The sequence below is a fragment of the Prevotella illustrans genome, from assembly GCF_017426725.1.
In the GTDB taxonomy this organism is placed as follows: Bacteria; Bacteroidota; Bacteroidia; order Bacteroidales; family Bacteroidaceae; genus Prevotella; species Prevotella illustrans.
The window spans coordinates 32657-50096 of record NZ_JAERMS010000018.1; the positions used below are offsets into that span (position 1 = coordinate 32657).

General features: G+C 45.2%; 19 protein-coding genes. 15 read left to right on the top strand and 4 right to left on the bottom strand.

The features are described from left to right. The first annotated feature begins 285 nt into the window (after nucleotides 1-285). The 10 genes from JHU38_RS06990 to JHU38_RS07035 all read left to right on the top strand — a co-directional run bounded on the left by JHU38_RS06990 (nucleotide 286) and on the right by JHU38_RS07035 (nucleotide 9583). Complete coding sequence (locus JHU38_RS06990; protein WP_107581074.1) at nucleotides 286-837, top strand: DUF4199 domain-containing protein; 552 nt, start codon at nucleotides 286-288, stop codon at nucleotides 835-837. A 15-nt stretch (nucleotides 838-852) separates the two neighbouring features. After that, nucleotides 853-1803, top strand: a complete 951-nt coding sequence (locus JHU38_RS06995; RefSeq protein ID WP_107581075.1) for a glycosyltransferase family 2 protein — start codon at nucleotides 853-855, stop codon at nucleotides 1801-1803. Nucleotide 1804: 1 nt separating this feature from the next. Further along, nucleotides 1805-2284 carry a DUF6452 family protein gene (locus JHU38_RS07000; RefSeq protein WP_107581076.1) on the top strand — a complete coding sequence of 160 codons (480 nt, stop codon included), beginning with the start codon at nucleotides 1805-1807 and terminating at the stop codon, nucleotides 2282-2284. Next, entirely contained in the window at nucleotides 2232-2927 is a 696-nt protein-coding gene (locus JHU38_RS07005) for a DUF6048 family protein (RefSeq protein WP_199222636.1), read from the top strand. Before JHU38_RS07000 ends, JHU38_RS07005 begins: the two co-directional genes overlap by 53 nt. Before the next feature lie 4 nt (nucleotides 2928-2931). After that, on the top strand, nucleotides 2932-3984 hold the full coding sequence (locus JHU38_RS07010; protein WP_107581077.1) for an FAD:protein FMN transferase: 1053 nt from the start codon (nucleotides 2932-2934) through the stop codon (nucleotides 3982-3984). 26 nt (nucleotides 3985-4010) lie between these two features. Continuing rightward, nucleotides 4011-4679 (top strand): Crp/Fnr family transcriptional regulator, encoded by a 669-nt coding sequence (locus JHU38_RS07015; RefSeq protein WP_107581078.1) that lies wholly within the window; start codon nucleotides 4011-4013, stop codon nucleotides 4677-4679. Between the two features lie 101 nt (nucleotides 4680-4780). Beyond that, nucleotides 4781-6868: a M3 family metallopeptidase gene (locus JHU38_RS07020; RefSeq protein WP_107581079.1), complete on the top strand. Its 2088-nt coding sequence runs from the start codon at nucleotides 4781-4783 to the stop codon at nucleotides 6866-6868. Next, a complete protein-coding gene (locus JHU38_RS07025; RefSeq protein ID WP_107581080.1) occupies nucleotides 6843-7322 on the top strand; it encodes a deoxycytidylate deaminase in 480 nt (159 codons plus the stop codon). Before JHU38_RS07020 ends, JHU38_RS07025 begins: the two co-directional genes overlap by 26 nt. After that, nucleotides 7322-9010, top strand: a complete 1689-nt coding sequence (locus JHU38_RS07030; protein ID WP_107581081.1) for a S41 family peptidase — start codon at nucleotides 7322-7324, stop codon at nucleotides 9008-9010. Before JHU38_RS07025 ends, JHU38_RS07030 begins: the two co-directional genes overlap by 1 nt. A gap of 15 nt (nucleotides 9011-9025) precedes the next feature. Then, a complete protein-coding gene (locus JHU38_RS07035) occupies nucleotides 9026-9583 on the top strand; it encodes a 5-formyltetrahydrofolate cyclo-ligase (RefSeq protein ID WP_107581082.1) in 558 nt (185 codons plus the stop codon). Here JHU38_RS07035 and JHU38_RS07040 read toward each other — a convergent pair whose 3' ends face one another. After that, entirely contained in the window at nucleotides 9584-9874 is a 291-nt protein-coding gene (locus JHU38_RS07040; RefSeq protein WP_107581083.1) for a DUF721 domain-containing protein, read from the bottom strand. A gap of 18 nt (nucleotides 9875-9892) precedes the next feature. Further along, nucleotides 9893-10996, bottom strand: coding sequence for a DNA replication/repair protein RecF (recF, locus tag JHU38_RS07045; protein ID WP_107581084.1), 1104 nt, complete (start codon nucleotides 10994-10996; stop codon nucleotides 9893-9895). A gap of 161 nt (nucleotides 10997-11157) precedes the next feature. Between recF and JHU38_RS07050 the strand changes: the two genes are divergently transcribed. The 3 genes from JHU38_RS07050 to JHU38_RS07060 are packed head-to-tail and all read left to right on the top strand — an operon-like array spanning nucleotide 11158 to nucleotide 12730. Beyond that, nucleotides 11158-11856 carry a tetratricopeptide repeat protein gene (locus tag JHU38_RS07050; RefSeq protein ID WP_107581085.1) on the top strand — a complete coding sequence of 233 codons (699 nt, stop codon included), beginning with the start codon at nucleotides 11158-11160 and terminating at the stop codon, nucleotides 11854-11856. After that, on the top strand, nucleotides 11857-12333 hold the full coding sequence (gene ribH / locus JHU38_RS07055) for a 6,7-dimethyl-8-ribityllumazine synthase (protein WP_107581086.1): 477 nt from the start codon (nucleotides 11857-11859) through the stop codon (nucleotides 12331-12333). 10 nt (nucleotides 12334-12343) lie between these two features. Further along, a complete protein-coding gene (locus JHU38_RS07060) occupies nucleotides 12344-12730 on the top strand; it encodes a hypothetical protein (RefSeq protein ID WP_107581087.1) in 387 nt (128 codons plus the stop codon). A 73-nt stretch (nucleotides 12731-12803) separates the two neighbouring features. On the opposite strand, the gene JHU38_RS07065 is transcribed toward JHU38_RS07060, so the two are convergent. Then, nucleotides 12804-13412, bottom strand: coding sequence for a DUF4738 domain-containing protein (locus tag JHU38_RS07065; protein WP_107581088.1), 609 nt, complete (start codon nucleotides 13410-13412; stop codon nucleotides 12804-12806). 80 nt (nucleotides 13413-13492) lie between these two features. Here JHU38_RS07065 and JHU38_RS07070 point away from each other — a divergent pair, with 80 nt between their 5' ends. After that, nucleotides 13493-14164 (top strand): DUF4230 domain-containing protein, encoded by a 672-nt coding sequence (locus JHU38_RS07070; protein WP_107581089.1) that lies wholly within the window; start codon nucleotides 13493-13495, stop codon nucleotides 14162-14164. After that, nucleotides 14154-14783: a DUF4230 domain-containing protein gene (locus tag JHU38_RS07075; RefSeq protein ID WP_107581090.1), complete on the top strand. Its 630-nt coding sequence runs from the start codon at nucleotides 14154-14156 to the stop codon at nucleotides 14781-14783. Before JHU38_RS07070 ends, JHU38_RS07075 begins: the two co-directional genes overlap by 11 nt. Nucleotides 14784-14856: 73 nt before the next feature. Here the strand turns inward: JHU38_RS07075 and pncB are convergent, their stop codons facing one another. Next, nucleotides 14857-16062, bottom strand: a complete 1206-nt coding sequence (gene pncB, locus JHU38_RS07080) for a nicotinate phosphoribosyltransferase (RefSeq protein ID WP_107581091.1) — start codon at nucleotides 16060-16062, stop codon at nucleotides 14857-14859. Between the last annotated feature and the right edge of the window lie 1378 nt (nucleotides 16063-17440).

The following is a 17440-nucleotide window of genomic DNA, read 5'->3' on the forward strand; positions in this document are numbered from 1 at the left end:
GGCCGAAATGGCCACAACCAACTCGTCAAAAATCACAAGTAGCTAATTATCAAACATCTACAAACATTACTAAAAGTCACGAATAACGGGCATAAATCCGTCCAACTTTTTCTCAATTCAAAATCTTTCAGCGTTTTGTAAAGATTATTCTGAATTTTAACGTCACGTTCCACATTGGCAATCAAGCATTAATTTAACACTATTTTCAAAGCCTCACACCTATTATATGGCTGAAATTAGCTATTTTTGCAGTTTAATAATAGTTATAAAATTAGGATATAACAAGTGGTTGACTTCCAAACGATCAGACAATTAAAAGCATACGCACGGCAAGACGGCGCGTTTCTGGGTGCCTACTGGATTGTAAGTTTCTTGCTGACACTCTATTTTCCCGACTTGGCTTTCGGCAGTGTCATGATTCTCTGCACGCCTCTCTTCGCGGGTTGGCTGCTGCGCAGATTCAGGGACGAGGCACTGGACGGTAGGATTTCGTTCAGACGGGGACTGGCCTACAGCGCCTATACATTCTTCAACGGTTCCTTTCTTTTTGCCTTCGGGCTTTTTATCTACCTTTTCATGTTTGACAAGGGGCAGTTCTTTGCCACCCTGTTTCAGGGTATCAAAGACGGTGCCGCCATCTACCAGGCCATGGGCAGCAACCCCAAGGAGGTGTACGACGCCATCGACACCATCAGCCATCTGTCGGCCCTGCAGATTTCTTTCATCTTCATGATGTACTACCTCATGATCTGCGCTCCGCTTGCCGTAGTGATAGCCCTGCTCTGCAGGCGCAAGGACGCAAAACACCCTCATAACAACAAAACAGAAATAAAATAAACATAAACAGCAGATATGGATATATCAGTGATTATTCCTCTATACAATGAGGATGAGTCTTTACCCGAATTGCACGCTTGGATACGGCGCGTGATGAACGCCAACCAATATTCTTACGAAATCATCTTCGTAAACGATGGCAGTACCGACCGCTCTTGGGAGGTGATAGAAGAATTGCGGCAGAAAGACGCCTGTGTAAAAGGCATTAAATTTCGTCGCAACTACGGCAAGAGCCCGGCTCTCTACTGTGGTTTCAAGGCTGCCGAGGGCGACGTGGTCATCACGATGGACGCCGATCTGCAGGACTCACCCGACGAGATACCGGCACTCTACAAGATGATCGTGGAAGAGGGGTATGAACTCGTATCGGGCTACAAACAGAAACGCTACGACCCACTGTCGAAAACCATACCCACTAAGCTATTCAACGCCACGGCCCGCAAAATAAGCGGCATCCACAATCTGCACGACTTCAACTGCGGACTGAAAGCCTATCGCCATGACGTAGTGAAGAATATCGAAGTGTATGGTGAGATGCACCGCTACATACCTTACCTGGCCAAGAACGCCGGTTTCGACAAAATAGGCGAGAAAGTCGTGCGCCATCAGGCCCGCAAATATGGACAAAGCAAGTTCGGACTGAACCGCTTTATCAACGGCTATCTCGATCTGCTGACGCTGTGGTTCCTCAATAACTTCGGCAAGAAGCCGATGCACGTATTCGGCTTTTTAGGCAGTATCATGTTTCTGATCGGTTTTATTGCCGTCGTATGTATCGGAGTAGACAAGCTCTACGCCCTGACCAACGGCATTCCACAACGTCTCATCACCGATTCGCCCTACTTCTTCATTGCCTTGACGACAATGCTGCTGGGCAGCCAGTTCTTCTTAGCCGGTTTCTTGGGCGACTTGATGGCCCGCCAAAACCCCAACCGTAACGACTACCAAATAGAAAAAGAAATCTGATATGCGCAAAATGTTCTGGCTTTTAGCCGCCATGGCGATACTCGTGGCAGCCTGCTCTACAATAGACTGCTCGCTCAACTCGCGAGTAGCCGCCACCTATAAGCTGGCCGGCGACGTCAAGAAACTGGCCACTCCGCTGACGGTAACGGCCTATTTGGGCGATGGCAACGACAGCGTAATTCTCAACAAGTTGGCTGATGCCGACAGTTTTCAGTTGCCCATGAGCTACAACCATCACGAAGACACTTTTTATTTCAAATCGGACACGACGGCAAACGCGCCGACCGATACGGTTGTCATCACGAAAGAAGACATACCGCATTTTGAGGCTGTAGACTGCAACCCTATCTTTTTTCATGAAATCAAGGGCGTGAGACACACGCGCCATTTCATCGACTCGATTGTCGTCAACAACAAACATGTGACCAATGGACCTTCCAAGAGTAACTTCTTCCTCTATCTCAAGAGCGATATTCATTAGTCTGCTGCTCATTCAGCAACTGACTGCCCCGGCCCAACAGCCCAGAAAAGTGATTGCCATAGCCCCCGATACGATTCCCTTGCTGCGTGGCATACAGATATCGGCCGACATGGTGGGACTCATCCAGATGGCGGTCAGTGATTACGGACAGTATGAAGCCGCGTTGAAAGTGAACCTCAAAGACAAGTATTTCCCCGTCGTTGAATTAGGACTGGGCAAATGCGACGCCACCGACCCATCGACGACCTTAGGTTATAAGACCAGCGCGCCGTATGGCAGAATCGGCGTAGACTATAACCTGATGAAAAACAAGCACGATATCTACCGTCTCTATGGCGGCTTCCGATACGCTTTCAGTAAGTTCAGCTACGACGTGTTAAGCCAAGGCATCACTGATCCCGTATGGCGCGAGAAAGTTCCGTTCGGCGCTACGGACGTGGATGGCAGCTATCATTGGCTGGAAGGCGTGCTCAGTATCGACGCCAAGATATGGGGACCTGTCAGAATGGGCTGGAGCGTGAGATACAAACGACGACTCTTTCATAAGCATGGCGATATAGGCGAAGCCTGGTATGTGCCGGGATTCGGGCGCGGAGGCAATACCCGCTTGGGCGGGACATTCAACGTAAGCATAGAAATTTAGACACATGACAATTCATAACGCACGCAAGAAAAAGGCCATCTGGCAGCTTCCTTTTTTGATACTGCTCATTGTGGGCACGATACTAGTCATTCTGCAACAGAAAAACATGCCCTACCAGCACGACGAAGGCTTTGTCTTCGGCACAGTTTACCACGTGACCTACCAAAGTGACGATAATCTGAAAAGTGAGATTGAGGCAGAACTGAAAAAGGTGGATGACGAGTTTTCCATGTTCAACAAACAATCGAGCGTGACAGCTTTCAACCAAAAGGGACGACTGACAATGAGTCCGATGTTTGAAGAAGTCTATCAGATGGCGGCAGACATCAACCGCGAGACCAACGGCTCTTTCGACATCACGGTGGCTCCATTGGTCAACGCCTGGGGATTCGGATTCAAGAATCAGCAAATGCCCACGTCACAAGACGTGAAAGACATGCTGCGACACGTGGGAATGGACAAGCTGACCGTTGTCACAAACGGGTATAAGGCCGCTAAGGAGCTGCGGAAAAAAGACCAAGCCGTCATGCTTGACTTCAGTGCCATCGCCAAGGGCTACGGCAGTGACCGCGTGGCACGGTTGCTGCGCCATCACGACATCAAGAATTTCATGATAGAGATAGGCGGTGAGGTCGTAGCGAACGGAGTCAGCGAGAAACGGCTGCCTTGGAAGATCGGCGTAGCGAAACCCGGCGACGACTCACTCAACACCAACGATGAACTGCAGACGGTGCTCAACGTGACAAACAAGGCCATGGCCACGAGTGGCAACTATCGTAACTTCTACTATAAAGGTGGCAAAAAATACGCTCACACGATCGATCCGAAGACAGGCTACCCGGTGCAGCACAATCTGTTGTCGGCCACAGTCATCGCCGACCGCTGCGCCCAAGCCGACGCCTATGCCACTTCTTTTATGGTAATGGGGATAGACAAGGCCAAGAAAGTGCTGAAGAAGCACCCTGAACTGAAAGCATATCTCATCTACTCCGACCACAAGGGAAACTATTCCACGTGGTATTCGGAGGGACTGATAGACGCACGGAAAAGAGAATAGCAACCATAGAAGTAAAGAGTAGGAATATGGAAGAAATCGGACGATACAAGACTTTATTGGAATTGCCGTTGTTTCTTGGGCTTAACGCCGACGACCTGCAAGAAATCGTGGCGCACACCAGATTAGGTTTTCAGAAGTTTCATAAAGACCAGACGGTCATCCGGGAGGGTGATGCCTGCACGGGCGCCTATCTGCTGCAAGCCGGGCGACTGGGAGTGACGACCGTCAGCCATGATCATTCCTATGAAATAGAGGAGCTGATGACAGCCCCCAACATCCTGCAACCCGAGAATCTTTTCGGGCTGAACCAGCGCTATACCAAGACTTTCAAGGCACTGGAGCAATGTAATTTCATCATGATAGACAAGGGTGAGATTCTGAGACTGGCCGATTCCTACAATATATTCAAAATCAATCTGCTGAATATCCTCTCCGCGCAGATTCAAAAACAGCAGCAACGCAACTATCGACAGTCGCCTACGGAGCTGACGGAGCGAATCGTAAGATTCATAGCCGACCGCTGCCTGCGGCCGGCCGGACGCGTAGGCGTAAAGATCAAAATGAGCCAATTGGGAAAAGAAATCAACGACAGCAGACTCAATGTGTCGAAAGCGCTCAACACCCTGCAAGATCAGGGGCTGGTCACGCTGTCACGCGGGCACATAGAAATACCGCAATTGGAAAAGCTCTTCTAAAGAAGAAGAAATTAATTAATATTTGATAATTCCGTTCGGGTCCCACATCAGGTCTGCCATTTTTTCTATAAATTTGCAAGGATAAAGGAGTAATAATTAGTATGAATGAAATAAGCGTAGAGAAGACAGAACGAGTTAATCCTTTTTTTGAACCTTACGGGACACCACATAACACCGTGCCTTTTCAAAAGATACGGACTGAAGACTACGAAGAAGCTTTCATGGAAGGTATCAGGCGTGATGACGAAGAAATTGAAAAAATTATCAATGATCCCGAAACACCGACATTCGAAAACACGATCATCAGGGTAGACACGTCGAAAGGAGAGCACTATTATGACCTCTTGGACCGTGTGTCGAACGTATTCTCGTGTATGATGAGCGCGGAAACGAATGACGAACTGGACGCATTGGCCCAGAAGATGAGTCCCATCCTTACGAAACACGCCAACGACGTCAGCCTGAACGAGAAACTCTTTCAACGTATTAAATATGTATATGAACATCATCGGGAATTGACGCCCGAAGAACAGATGTTGCTCGAAACAAGCTACGACGGCTTTGTCAGAAGCGGTGCGCTGCTGGATGAAGCCGGCAAGGAGAAACTGAGACAGCTCACGGAAGAAACAAGTATGCTGGCATTGCAGTTCTCACAAAATCTATTGAAAGAAAATAAGGCCTACGAACTACATATAACAGACGAGGCCCAATTGGAAGGGCTGCCCGACACCGCACGTGAAGCCGCACGATTGGCTGCCAAGGAAAAGGAGAAGGAAGGTTGGATATTCACGCTCGACTTTCCGAGCTACTCACCTTTCATGACCTATGCTAAGGACAGAACGCTGCGTAAAGAACTATATATGGCCAAGAATATGGAATGTATTCACGACAATGGCGAAAACAACTTGGAAATCTGCAAACGATTGGTGAACCTGCGACGGGAGATGGCCCAACTGCTTGGATTTGAGACCTATGCCGACTACGTGCTGAAGCACCGGATGGCCACGAATATAAATAATGTATATAAGCTGCTCAATGACCTGATCGACGCCTACAAGCCCACAGCCCAAAAGGAAGTGGAGGAAATAGAACAGCTGGCCAAATCGCTGGAAGGAGCCGATTTTGAACTGGAGCCTTGGGATTTCAGCTACTTCTCGCACAAGCTGCAAATGGAAAAATATAACTTAGACGCTGAAATGCTACGCCCTTATTTCCGGTTGGACAAGGTGATAGCAGGAGTTTTCGGACTGGCCAATAAGCTATATGGCATTACTTTCGAGGAAAACAAAGAGATTCCCGTTTACCACCCCGACGTGAAAGCTTACGAAGTTTTTGATAAGGACGGCAGCTACTTAGCCGTGTTCTATGCCGACTTCCATCCAAGGAAAGGAAAGCAGGGCGGTGCATGGATGACTGAATTTCAGGGACAATGGATTGACCATAAAGGTAATAATGTGCGCCCACACGTAAGCGTCGTGATGAATCTGACGAAGCCAACCGATGAGAAGCCGGCGCTGCTGACATTGGGAGAAGTAGAAACTTTCCTGCATGAATTCGGACATTCGCTGCACGGCATGTTTGCCAACACTCGTTTTGGCAGTCTGAGTGGAACTAACGTATGGTGGGACTTCGTGGAACTGCCGTCGCAATTCATGGAGAATTACGCCATCGAGAAAGAGTTTCTGCGTACATTTGCGTTCCATTACCAAACGGGGGAGCCTCTGCCCGACGAACTAATAGAACGCATCGTCAAGAGCCGCAACTTCATGGCGGCTTATGCCTGCATGCGCCAAGTGAGTTTCGGACTGCTCGACATGGCTTACTACACGAAGAAAGACGAATTCAAGGTCGACATCATTCCATTTGAAAAAGAGGCCTGGAAAGAAGCCATTGTCACAAAACAACGACACGACACCTGTATGACCGTACAATTCTCACACATCATGGCAGGTGGTTACGCCGCCGGATATTACAGCTACAAGTGGGCGGAAGTTCTCGATGCCGACGCTTTCAGCGTATTCAAGAGGGAAGGAATCTTTAACCGGGAAACCGCACAAAGTTTCCGAGACAACATCTTGTCAAAGGGTGGTACAGAGCACCCGATGACTCTTTACAAACGATTCCGAGGACAAGAACCAAGTATAGACGCGTTATTAGAAAGAAATGGAATCAAAAGACAAACAACATAAACTGGACCTGCGCTACCTGAGAATGGCACTGATCTGGGCGGAGAACAGCTACTGTCAACGGAGAAAAGTAGGGGCGCTGGTGGTAAAAGACAAAATGATCATCAGCGACGGCTACAACGGCACACCAAGTGGTTTTCCCAATATATGCGAAAACAGCGATAATACAACGTTTCCGTATGTGCTTCACGCAGAAGCCAACGCCATCACCAAACTGGCCAGAAGCAGCAACAACAGTGACGGCAGTACACTATATGTAACGGCTTCGCCCTGCATTGAATGCGCGAAACTGATTATACAATCAGGAATCAAGCGTGTGGTATATGCGGAGAAATACCGATTGGAAGACGGTATAGACCTGCTGAGAAAAGCAGGCATTGAGGTGGAATACATGAATCTGAAAGATGAAACTACGGAAAAAGATATTCAATACACGAAAGAAAACAAACAGGAATAATGGATCAGAAAAAGAATAACAGATACATGCCTATCCTGATGACGCTATGTGTCGTCATCGGAATATTGATTGGAAACTTCTTTGCCAATCACTTTTCCGGCAACCGACTGAACATCATCAATAGTGGAAGTAACAGGCTGAACAACCTGTTGCACATTATTGATGACCAATATGTGGACAAGGTAAACATCGATTCATTGGTGGATCAGGCCATCCCCAAGATATTGGCAGAACTGGACCCCCACTCTGTCTATATCAGCGCAAAGGACGTGCAGTCGGCTAATGATGACCTGAAAGGTTCGTTCTCGGGTGTGGGCATTGAGTTTACGATTCGGCAAGACACCATTCACGTACAGAACGTCATCAAGAACGGACCGGCAGAACGAGCCGGACTGTTGGCCGGCGACAAGATCGTGAGTGTGGATGACAAACCGTTTGTAGGTAAAATCGTAACAAACGATGAAGCGATGCGGCGATTGAAAGGCCCTAAAGATACCAAAGTGAAGATTGGCGTGATTCGTTACGGTGAAAAGAAAATCAAGTTCTTCACGGTAACACGTGGTGAAATACCACAAAAGAGCATTTCCGCTACTTACATGCTTGACAAGACAACAGGCTATATCCGCATCAAGAACTTTGGCGAGACGACCTATCCGGAACTATTGATTGCGCTGGCGAAATTATCGCAAGAAGGTTTTGAAAACCTGGTGATAGACCTACGCGACAATACAGGCGGCTATCTGCAAAGTGCTGTACAGATGGCAAACGAATTCTTACCGAAGAACCGACTGATTGTCTACACGCAAGGTCGCAAATCTCCAAGGCAGGATTACAAGTCGGACGGGCACGGCAGCTACCAGAACATTCCGATGGTCGTATTGATAAACGAAGGTTCGGCATCTTCTTCCGAGATTTTTGCGGGAGCAATGCAGGATAACGACCGAGCTACAATCATCGGACGCCGGTCCTTCGGTAAAGGACTGGTACAGCAACAGATCGGCTTCCCCGACGGAAGTATGATCAGGCTGACGGTGGCACGCTATTATACGCCTTCTGGACGTTGCATCCAGAAGCCTTACACAAGCGGTGAGGACCAGAGCTATATGCAGGACCTGCTGACCCGATACCAACACGGCGAATTCTTCTCGCAGGACAGTATCAAGCATAAAGGACCGGCATATCACACAAGCAATGGCCGAGTGGTATATGGCGGTGGCGGTATCACGCCGGACATCTTTGTACCGGAAGATACGACAAATGTCACATCCTATTACAAACAAGCCAGTATGAGCGGGTTGATTCTGCAGTTTGCCTTTACTTACACGGATGACAATCGAATCAAACTGAATAACTTCAAGGAGATGACGCAACTGAGTGACTATCTTGTAAAGCAAAACATGGTGGAAAAATTTGCCACGTACGCAGATAGTCATGGCTTGCAACGCCGCAATCTAATGATCAAAAAGAGCTATCCGCTGCTGGAGCGCTACATCAACAGCCGGATTATCTATAACATGCTGGATGAAGAGGCTTGGAATGAATATCTGAACCAAGGCGATCCGGTCATTGCTTCGACCTTGAGCGTATTCCGTAACAAAGCCGCATTCCCCAAAGCACCCGAACCCAAGAAGCCTGACGTAAAGGAGAAAACGGCCTTGTGGAAAAGAGACGTGGCAAAACGATCATAGAAGAAGACACAGAATATGCAGAAAAGAGAACTCAGGCAGGAGATCAGAAACAGGAAGCGACAATTTACCGAAGAGCAATTGAGGGAGTTGTCGCTTCCTATCATCAACAAGTTGCTGGCGCATCCACGTGTCAGCAACGCAAAGACCATCATGCTATACTACTCTATGCCGGACGAAGTATATACCCATGAGGTTATCGATTTACTGGCAGAGGAGGGAAAAACGGTACTACTGCCTAAAATAACGGATGGACAAACGATAGAACCAAGGATATATCGGGGCAGGCAAAACCTGAAAGAAGACGGCACATTTCATATACAGGAACCTACGGGAGAGGTCTACACGAAACCGGAACAGATAGACGTAATTATTGTTCCGGGGATGAGTTTTGATCACCATGGCAACAGACTTGGACGAGGACGAGGATATTACGACCGATTCCTGAATGCAATATCTTCTATATATAAAATAGGTGTATGCTTTCATTTTCAGCGCGTAAATGAAGTGCCGACAGATGAGAACGACATCCGCATGGATGAAGTGATCGACAACGGAGAAGAAAAGACGGTATAATCAGAACAATTTGATGTCGGTAATGATTTGGCTGCTTACCTGTTGGTTGAGTCGCAAGACCAATTGGGCACGCATCATGGACAGGTCCTGACGCAACGCCGGATTGGTGATTTTCACGTAAAGAGTCTGATTCTTGATAAATTTTTCTGCGGTATAACGTGCAACGGTCTGCCCAACAACGATTTCCCATGAATCTATCAGCCGCTTCTGAAGAAGTGGAGTCTCCAATCCTTCATGCCGCAAAACCTGCTGAAGGAGCTCGCTGATTGTTTTTACATCCCGTTTAAACATTATATAAACATCAGAAAATTAACTTTCACGAACGAACTCGCCGTTATGGACCGTAAAAAGCGCATAGTCTTTGGACGAGTGTCGCAAGATATGGTCTAAATGATCGCGATTGGTATCAGTAATAAAGATTTGTCCAAACTGACTTCCTGATACAAGTTTGACAATCTGCTCTACCCTGTTGGCATCTAACTTATCAAAGATATCGTCCAACAAAAGTAAAGGAACATTATGCGGCACCGTGCGGCGTAGAAACTCAAACTGTGCCAATTTCATAGCCAGGACAAAGGTTTTGTTCTGCCCTTGGCTCCCTTCGCGTCTCATCAAATACCCTTCTATGAGCATTTCGAGATCGTCGCGATGAATTCCATGCAAAGAGTAGCCCACGGCGAAATCCTTTGTTCGATCGCGCTGAATGACATCCAATAAAGGGCCACGCTGTCCGTGTGAGACATAACGAAGTGAAACTTCCTCCTGTCCTCCCGAAATCAAACGATAAATATTCTGAAAAACCGGAATCAGCCGGTCGATAAAATCTGTTCGCTTACGACAGATGATTTCGCCAGCCTCGGCCATCTGCTCCTCCCAAAGTTCTATTAATGACATATCGGAGTTCTGTTCCTGCTTCAGCATGACATTCCGTTGCTGCAATGCTTTGTTGTAAGTATTGAGATAATCCATGTATGAATTGTCATACTGAGAGATGACAACATCCACCAACTTTCGCCGATCGTCGCTTCCACCATCAATCAAAGAATTGTCGGCGGGCGAAATAAAAACAAGTGGAATAAACCCGATATGCTGTGAAAGTCGCTTGTACTCTTTCTGATTTCGCTTGACATGCTTCTTCAATCCGCGCTTCATGCCACAATAAACAGAAACAGCTTCGCCGTCATCTGTCTGATAATCCCCTTCTATCGTCATAAAAGGAGCCTCATGGGAAAGAACTTGAGAATCTATAGGATTAAAGGCACTCCGACAAAAAGACAAATAATAAATCGCGTCAAGCATATTGGTCTTTCCTTCACCATTATTACCAATAAAGCAATTAATTTTAGGCGACATCGATAGGGATGCGGCCTTGATGTTACGGTAATTGATTACAGAAATCTTATCGAGTATCATAATTCATTGCAAAGTTAGTCGATTTGGGAATGAAAAACGAAAAAAGTAATCAATAAATTTCAATATATGGGATTAATTCAGTAATTTTGCCCCACTGATTTAGAGTATGATTTAGCACTAAATCAGCATGTGTTTGAATTATAACAAATAACATAAATCAAATGGCAAATAAAAAAGATCAAATGGTTGAAAAAGAAGTTCTCAACCAGTCAGAAGCTTTCTTCAATAAGAATAAGAAAGCTATCCTTGGCGTTGTATGCGCTCTCATCGTAATTATTGTAGGAAGCGTGCTCTTCAAAGCGTACTATTCAGGACCGCGAGAAGACAAGGCCAGCACGGCTTTGGCCAAAGGACAGGACTACTTTAACAATGAGATGTTTGACAAAGCACTTAACGGAGATGGTGCCGGATATGAAGGTTTTGTGAAGATCACATCAGACTTCAGCGGTACGGACGCGGCCAATTTGGCCAATCTATACGCAGGCCTGAGTTATGCCAACTTAAACAAATGGGCCGATGCCGTGAAGTATCTTGACGCCTATTCACCATCCGGCGACGCCATGGTCAGCCCATCGGCTGTAGCGGCATTAGGCAATGCTTATGCCCACGTAAATGAACTTGACAAAGCCGTAAGCAACTTAAAAAAGGCCGCAAGCATGGCCGACGGTGAAGCAAAAGACGGTGTAAACAACAGTATTTCTCCAACTTTCATGTTGCAGGCAGCCGAAATCCTTGAGAGCCAGAATAAGACGGATGAAGCGCTGAAGATATATCAGGACATCAAAAAGAAATACGTCAACAGCGCGTTGGTACAGAGTCAGGAGATTGACAAATACATCGAACGTACATCAAATAAATAAATGGCAACCGCATTACATAACCTTTCAGACTACGATTTCTCTAAAATTCCGGACGCAAGCAACATGTGTTTTGGCATTGTTGTGGCAGAATGGAATCCGGAAATAACCGGAGCGTTGCTCGACGGAGCTGTCAAAACACTCGAAAAGCATGGAGCAATTCCTGAGAACATTCACGTAAAGACTGTTCCGGGAAGCTTTGAGCTTATCTATGGAGCCCGTCAGATGGTTCTGAATGGAGGATATGATGCCATTATCATACTGGGAAGCGTCATCCGAGGCGAAACTCCTCACTTTGATTATATCTGCGAAGGAGTCACCTATGGCATAGCCCGGCTGAACGCTTCACAAGATATTCCGGTAATATATGGCTTGCTTACCACAAATGATCTTCAACAAGCGAAAGACCGAAGTGGTGGTAAATTAGGCAACAAGGGTGATGAATGCGCGGTTGACGCTATCAAAATGGCAAAATTCTAATCGCAACAGCATGAAACTCCAACAACTATTTTTTGCCTACGACTTTGATGAGCTCATGCCCATTATCAACGAAATGTTTCCCGGAACATCGAAATACCGTGAACCTCTCAAGAAAGCATACGACATCATGACGACCTTGAAGCCTGTGGCGTCAAAGAAATCGATTCATTACAAAATCATGGACGCGCCTGGAGGAAATGGCGAACAATACATGGGAGCCAATGATGTAGACTTCAGAGGGACATGGGAGGTGAGCTTAGGTAAAGATGTTACGCGTGAGAGAGGCGTAGACTTGAGTGACACGGACATCTTAGCCAACTGTTTGGTGAACCTCTGCTTTTTAGGAACTTATCCTAAAGAATTCGAAAAGGCCCACCAAGAGCTCTTAAAACCATAAAAGAATAAAACAACAGAATACAAAAAGGCAGAGACATTATTTTAATTTCTCTGCCTTTTTTCGTGTATATAAATCAGATTCCTTCCTCTTCTGAGAGTTCCGCTTCAGACTTTTTCTTTGTCGGAGCCACACGATCCGACCCCGTATCTAACTGTGAATCTTTCGAGATCGCGACACCACCCAGATTATCGATTTTTAAAACAAGCGGCACATACTCATCGCTCATCTTATCCGGCGAGCCTACACTCGCGGCAAAAACAAGGCGGTTGCCTTCAACTATATCCAGCACGATTCCCAAGAGCACACTGTTCTTCTTGTATATATCATCAACCTTATCCTCAAAGTCAGCTTTTTTAAACGTACGGCTGAAGAATTGACTTCCGTCTTTGCGCTTAATCGTCACGGTAATAACGTTATCGTAAAACTTAGAACCATTACCATCGTCCACAATCGGCAAACCGGAGTCTGCCTTACGCTCGACAATAACCTTATAATTAGTCCCCAACCATTCCACATCACGCTCCTGCTTATAATCGCCCACTTTGGATATCGTGCGCTCAGTTTTCTTTATCGACTTGTGTGTAATAATTATATCAGACTTCTTCTTTTCATGACAACCCGTAAAGGCCAAAAAACATCCGACAAAAAAGATGGTCACGGAAAAACGCAAAAACTTATTCATAGTCACAAAGAATTTATACCGCAAAGTTAATAAAAATATCATGGGTTTGCACTATCTTTGCATAATAAGATAAGCATAATATGAAGAATATCGCCTATATGATCTTCTTGGCCATACTTTTAATGTCATGCGGCGACAAGGAGAAAACAGCAGCCAAGTCCTATCAGCTCGATACGATCCCGATGATGGTATTGCAAATACAAAAAACATCCAGACTTTATACCACGGAATACCACCTGCATAAGATTATCACGCATAACGATGTCAAGTCAATAACAGGGAAGATATTCAATCAATCCTTTCATATAGACTTACCTGTCGGCAAACGCAAAATTGCCATTCCACTTGATGCTACCCTGAAAGCCTATGTCGATTTCAGTAATTTCACGTCCAAGAATATCAAAAAAGCCGGAAAAAAGATCGAGATTATTCTTCCCGACCCACATATCGTTCTTACAAGCACAAAAATTAACCATCAAGAGGTGAAACAATATGTAGCTATTACCCGGTCAAACTTCACGGACGAAGAGCTTACTTCTTTTGAAAATCAAGGCAGAACAGCTATTATCAAAGATATTCCCTCGCTTGACATGATCGGCATAGCGAAAGAGAATGCCGCCAAAACACTCATCCCATTTATCAAGCAAATGGGATATGCCGAAGAAGACATCACGATTACATTCAGAAAACAATTTAATCTGAATGACATAGAAAAGCTCATTGATAAAACGACGATAGAAAATGGAAAATAAGACACTTCGTTATCTCAAATACTTTTTCAGCCACTCCTCCAAGACGTTTTGGCTTTTGCCCACGACCCTTCTCACGATCTCAATACTTCTCATCATAAGTTTATATCTGCTCAATAAGGATAATTCCATAACCATCTCACAAAACAAAAATATCGAAATCACGCCAACGCAGATCCGTTCCATCGAAGACATTGGCGAATGGGAATTTCTTGCCATTTCGGACGAAGAACTGGTAGACACGCTACGCAAAGGTTTCTTCGGTGACAGTGAACTCGTGAGAATCTATTACGGCACCCTTCGCTTAGGAATCAATCTACGAGAGGCTCAACCGGGATGGATACGGGCCGGTCAAGACACGATCGTGGCTACTCTCCCACCCATCAAACTGCTTGATAAAGACTTCATCGACGAAGCCAAGACCCGGTCTTTCTACGAAAGCGGATCATGGAATGAGCAGGCCCGTGAACAGCTTTATCAAAAGGCATACAATGCCATGCTGCGACGCTGCATGACACCCTCAAATATTAAAAGCGCGCAAGAAAACGCCGGCAGACAATTTTATCACCTACTGACGTCTATGGGATATGACCATGTAAAAATCAGATTTCAAAATCGGTAAATCCACCCGACCGTCCAACTTTCCGCTTACCGGGCGGGTGTCTCATATCATAACGCAAGATAAAGGCTGATGCTCATTCTTCAAAGTGGAGACTTTCCATAAACCGCCTGATTACTTCCGGCTTGCCCGTATGCTTGCCCTTATCCTCCGATAACTTACAGGTATCGTTATAGAAATCCCACGACTCTGTTATCTTGGCGCCCACCAACTTGATTACAATATTCATCGGCTTCACGCCATCAAAATCGTTTGTGAAGTGCGTTCCTATCCCAAACGATGGCTGGCAAAGCTCTCGGGCGTATTTTTGTATTTCGATGGCGTCATCGGTATGGAGCGCGTTGCTGAATATCACCTGTTTTGATCGTGGGTCAATGCCCAGTGAGCGATACTTGGCGGCAATCTTCTGCAACTGGTCATAGTTGTCTCCACTATCTACCCGAAGGCCTTTAAACAAATTGGCAAAATCTTCTGAGAAGTTCTTACTGAAGATATTCCAGCCAAAACTATCATACAGATAAGTTCCCAAAGCGCCTCTGAACGTGTATCGCCATTTATTCATCGCTATATGATTAGCCATCTGCGGACCATACATACCACCGATGGCACATACAAACTCATGTGCCATCGTTCCCACAGGCAGCACGTCGTACTTCATGGCCAGGTAAACATTGCTTGTACCCACAAACTTCCCGGGCCACGACTTCGAACGATAACAGTCACTCATTGCCTTCACCACGATGTCTTCAGCTTGCTGCGAGGCTCTGCGGCGTGTTCCAAAGTCACTGTAAATACAGCCTGCCTCCAGCAGTTTCTCTGCCTTACGGTATGTTTTCTCATAATAATGCTCATAATCAAGCCGCTCCACCTGTCCCGTCATTATATAATACAGCTCAGAAACGATTGCCAGAACCTTCACTTCCAGCAAAATGGTGTCCGACCAATTACCCTCAAACTCGATATGCAGATGATTCTCGGCGTCCTGCCAAATCTCTACCCATTCATGATTATATCGATAACCTTTCAGATAAGTATAAAACCAATCAGGAATATAGTAGCATTTATTCCGCATAAAAGCAATCTCTTCTTCCGTGATCACGAGTTCTTCTAACATCATGACTTGCTCTCTCAGCCGTTCGGCAAAGCCATCCGGATAAACAGTATTGTCGCGATCCACAAAAGAATATTTGACATGCGCCCGTGGATAATTGTCAATTACCGCACAGCACATCGAAAACTTATAAAGATCATCGTCTGTAAAATGAGTTATTATTTGCCGCATAATTTTATCTTCATTATTATTCCACAACCGCAGAGAATACTCCTTCTGCCGCCATAGCCTTGCCTAAGCCCATCCATCCAACCCATTTACAAAGGTATAGATTATTCGCAGTTAACCATCTACAATGCCACTAAAAATAAAGATATTAACAATTCTTGAATGAAGCCAACCTCCTCATTGATGAAGATCAATGTTTTTGACCCATATCAATAATTCATGCAAATCGGAAAAAATAAACATCCGACATTTGGTGTGCGCGTGCACAATCACTACCTTTGCGTCATCAAAAGGTTAATAGATTGTTTAGGTTAGTAGTAATAGATTTTTTTAGGTTTTTAGTTATTAGGTTAAAGATTATTCAGGTTTAAGTATTAGTTTTAAGGTAAAGTAAAAAAGACTTTCAGGTTAACGATTAGATGAAATAAAGGGGAGCACCGTGAGGTGCGAACCTAATGGTCGGGCGGGTTATCCCCTCCGATTTTTTTTGTTTATAAACGACGAAAAAACAACCGACAAAATAAAAAACGCCGTTACATCCCTGCAACGGCATTTTCACTAAATCAACAAAAACTTTATCTTATCCTTTGACGAGGATCTTTTTAATTTCAATCTATCAAAAATCAACCAAAGTAGCCTAACCTTTTTAAATCCTTTATTTCTATTTAAAATCCTTTATTTCTATGCGTCTCTAAAAACAATCCATTTACCCAAAACTAATATCTTTTTGCTATGCTTTAGGCCTTGTTTCCCGACAGGCCTTCCCTTATTCTGGCGCAAAGATAGGACGAATCCGAAAATCCTGCGCCATAAAATAACGTATAAAAGCATTTTCCTTGAAGCAAACGATTGCGCAGATTGTGCCGCATCAATAGCGTATCCGCGCTTTTCCACCACTATGGTTGACGAGCTTACCCACTGTATCAAGTTCCGGCAAGGTTACTCTCCTGAAAGACGAAAACAAATCCCACGCTATGACAGGACACGAATATAGAATCGGAATTTTAAAAAACATATTCCGAACCGGCGTACATTATACGCTTTTTCTTTCCGAATTGCAATAAAAAGATGTAACTTTGCGCCATTATGCTATAGTAATGAATAGTTGATAATAAGTTAGTTAAAAAATTGGAATTAAGGCTGTCGTGAGACAGTCTTAATTTTTATCTCGACAATCTGCTTTTCCACCTTCGTTCATTTAGAGAAGGCTGGTACAACCATGCTTGAAAATGTTGCGCTTTTGTAAATATTCCATCCCGAATTTTAACACTTTTGAAAAGTGGCATTTAGCGTTTAAAAGCACGTTTTACCCAATAGTGTCCTAAATATTTTTCAAAAAAGTGAAGGAAGTTGTTTTCACTAAGGCAAAAAAGTCTTATCT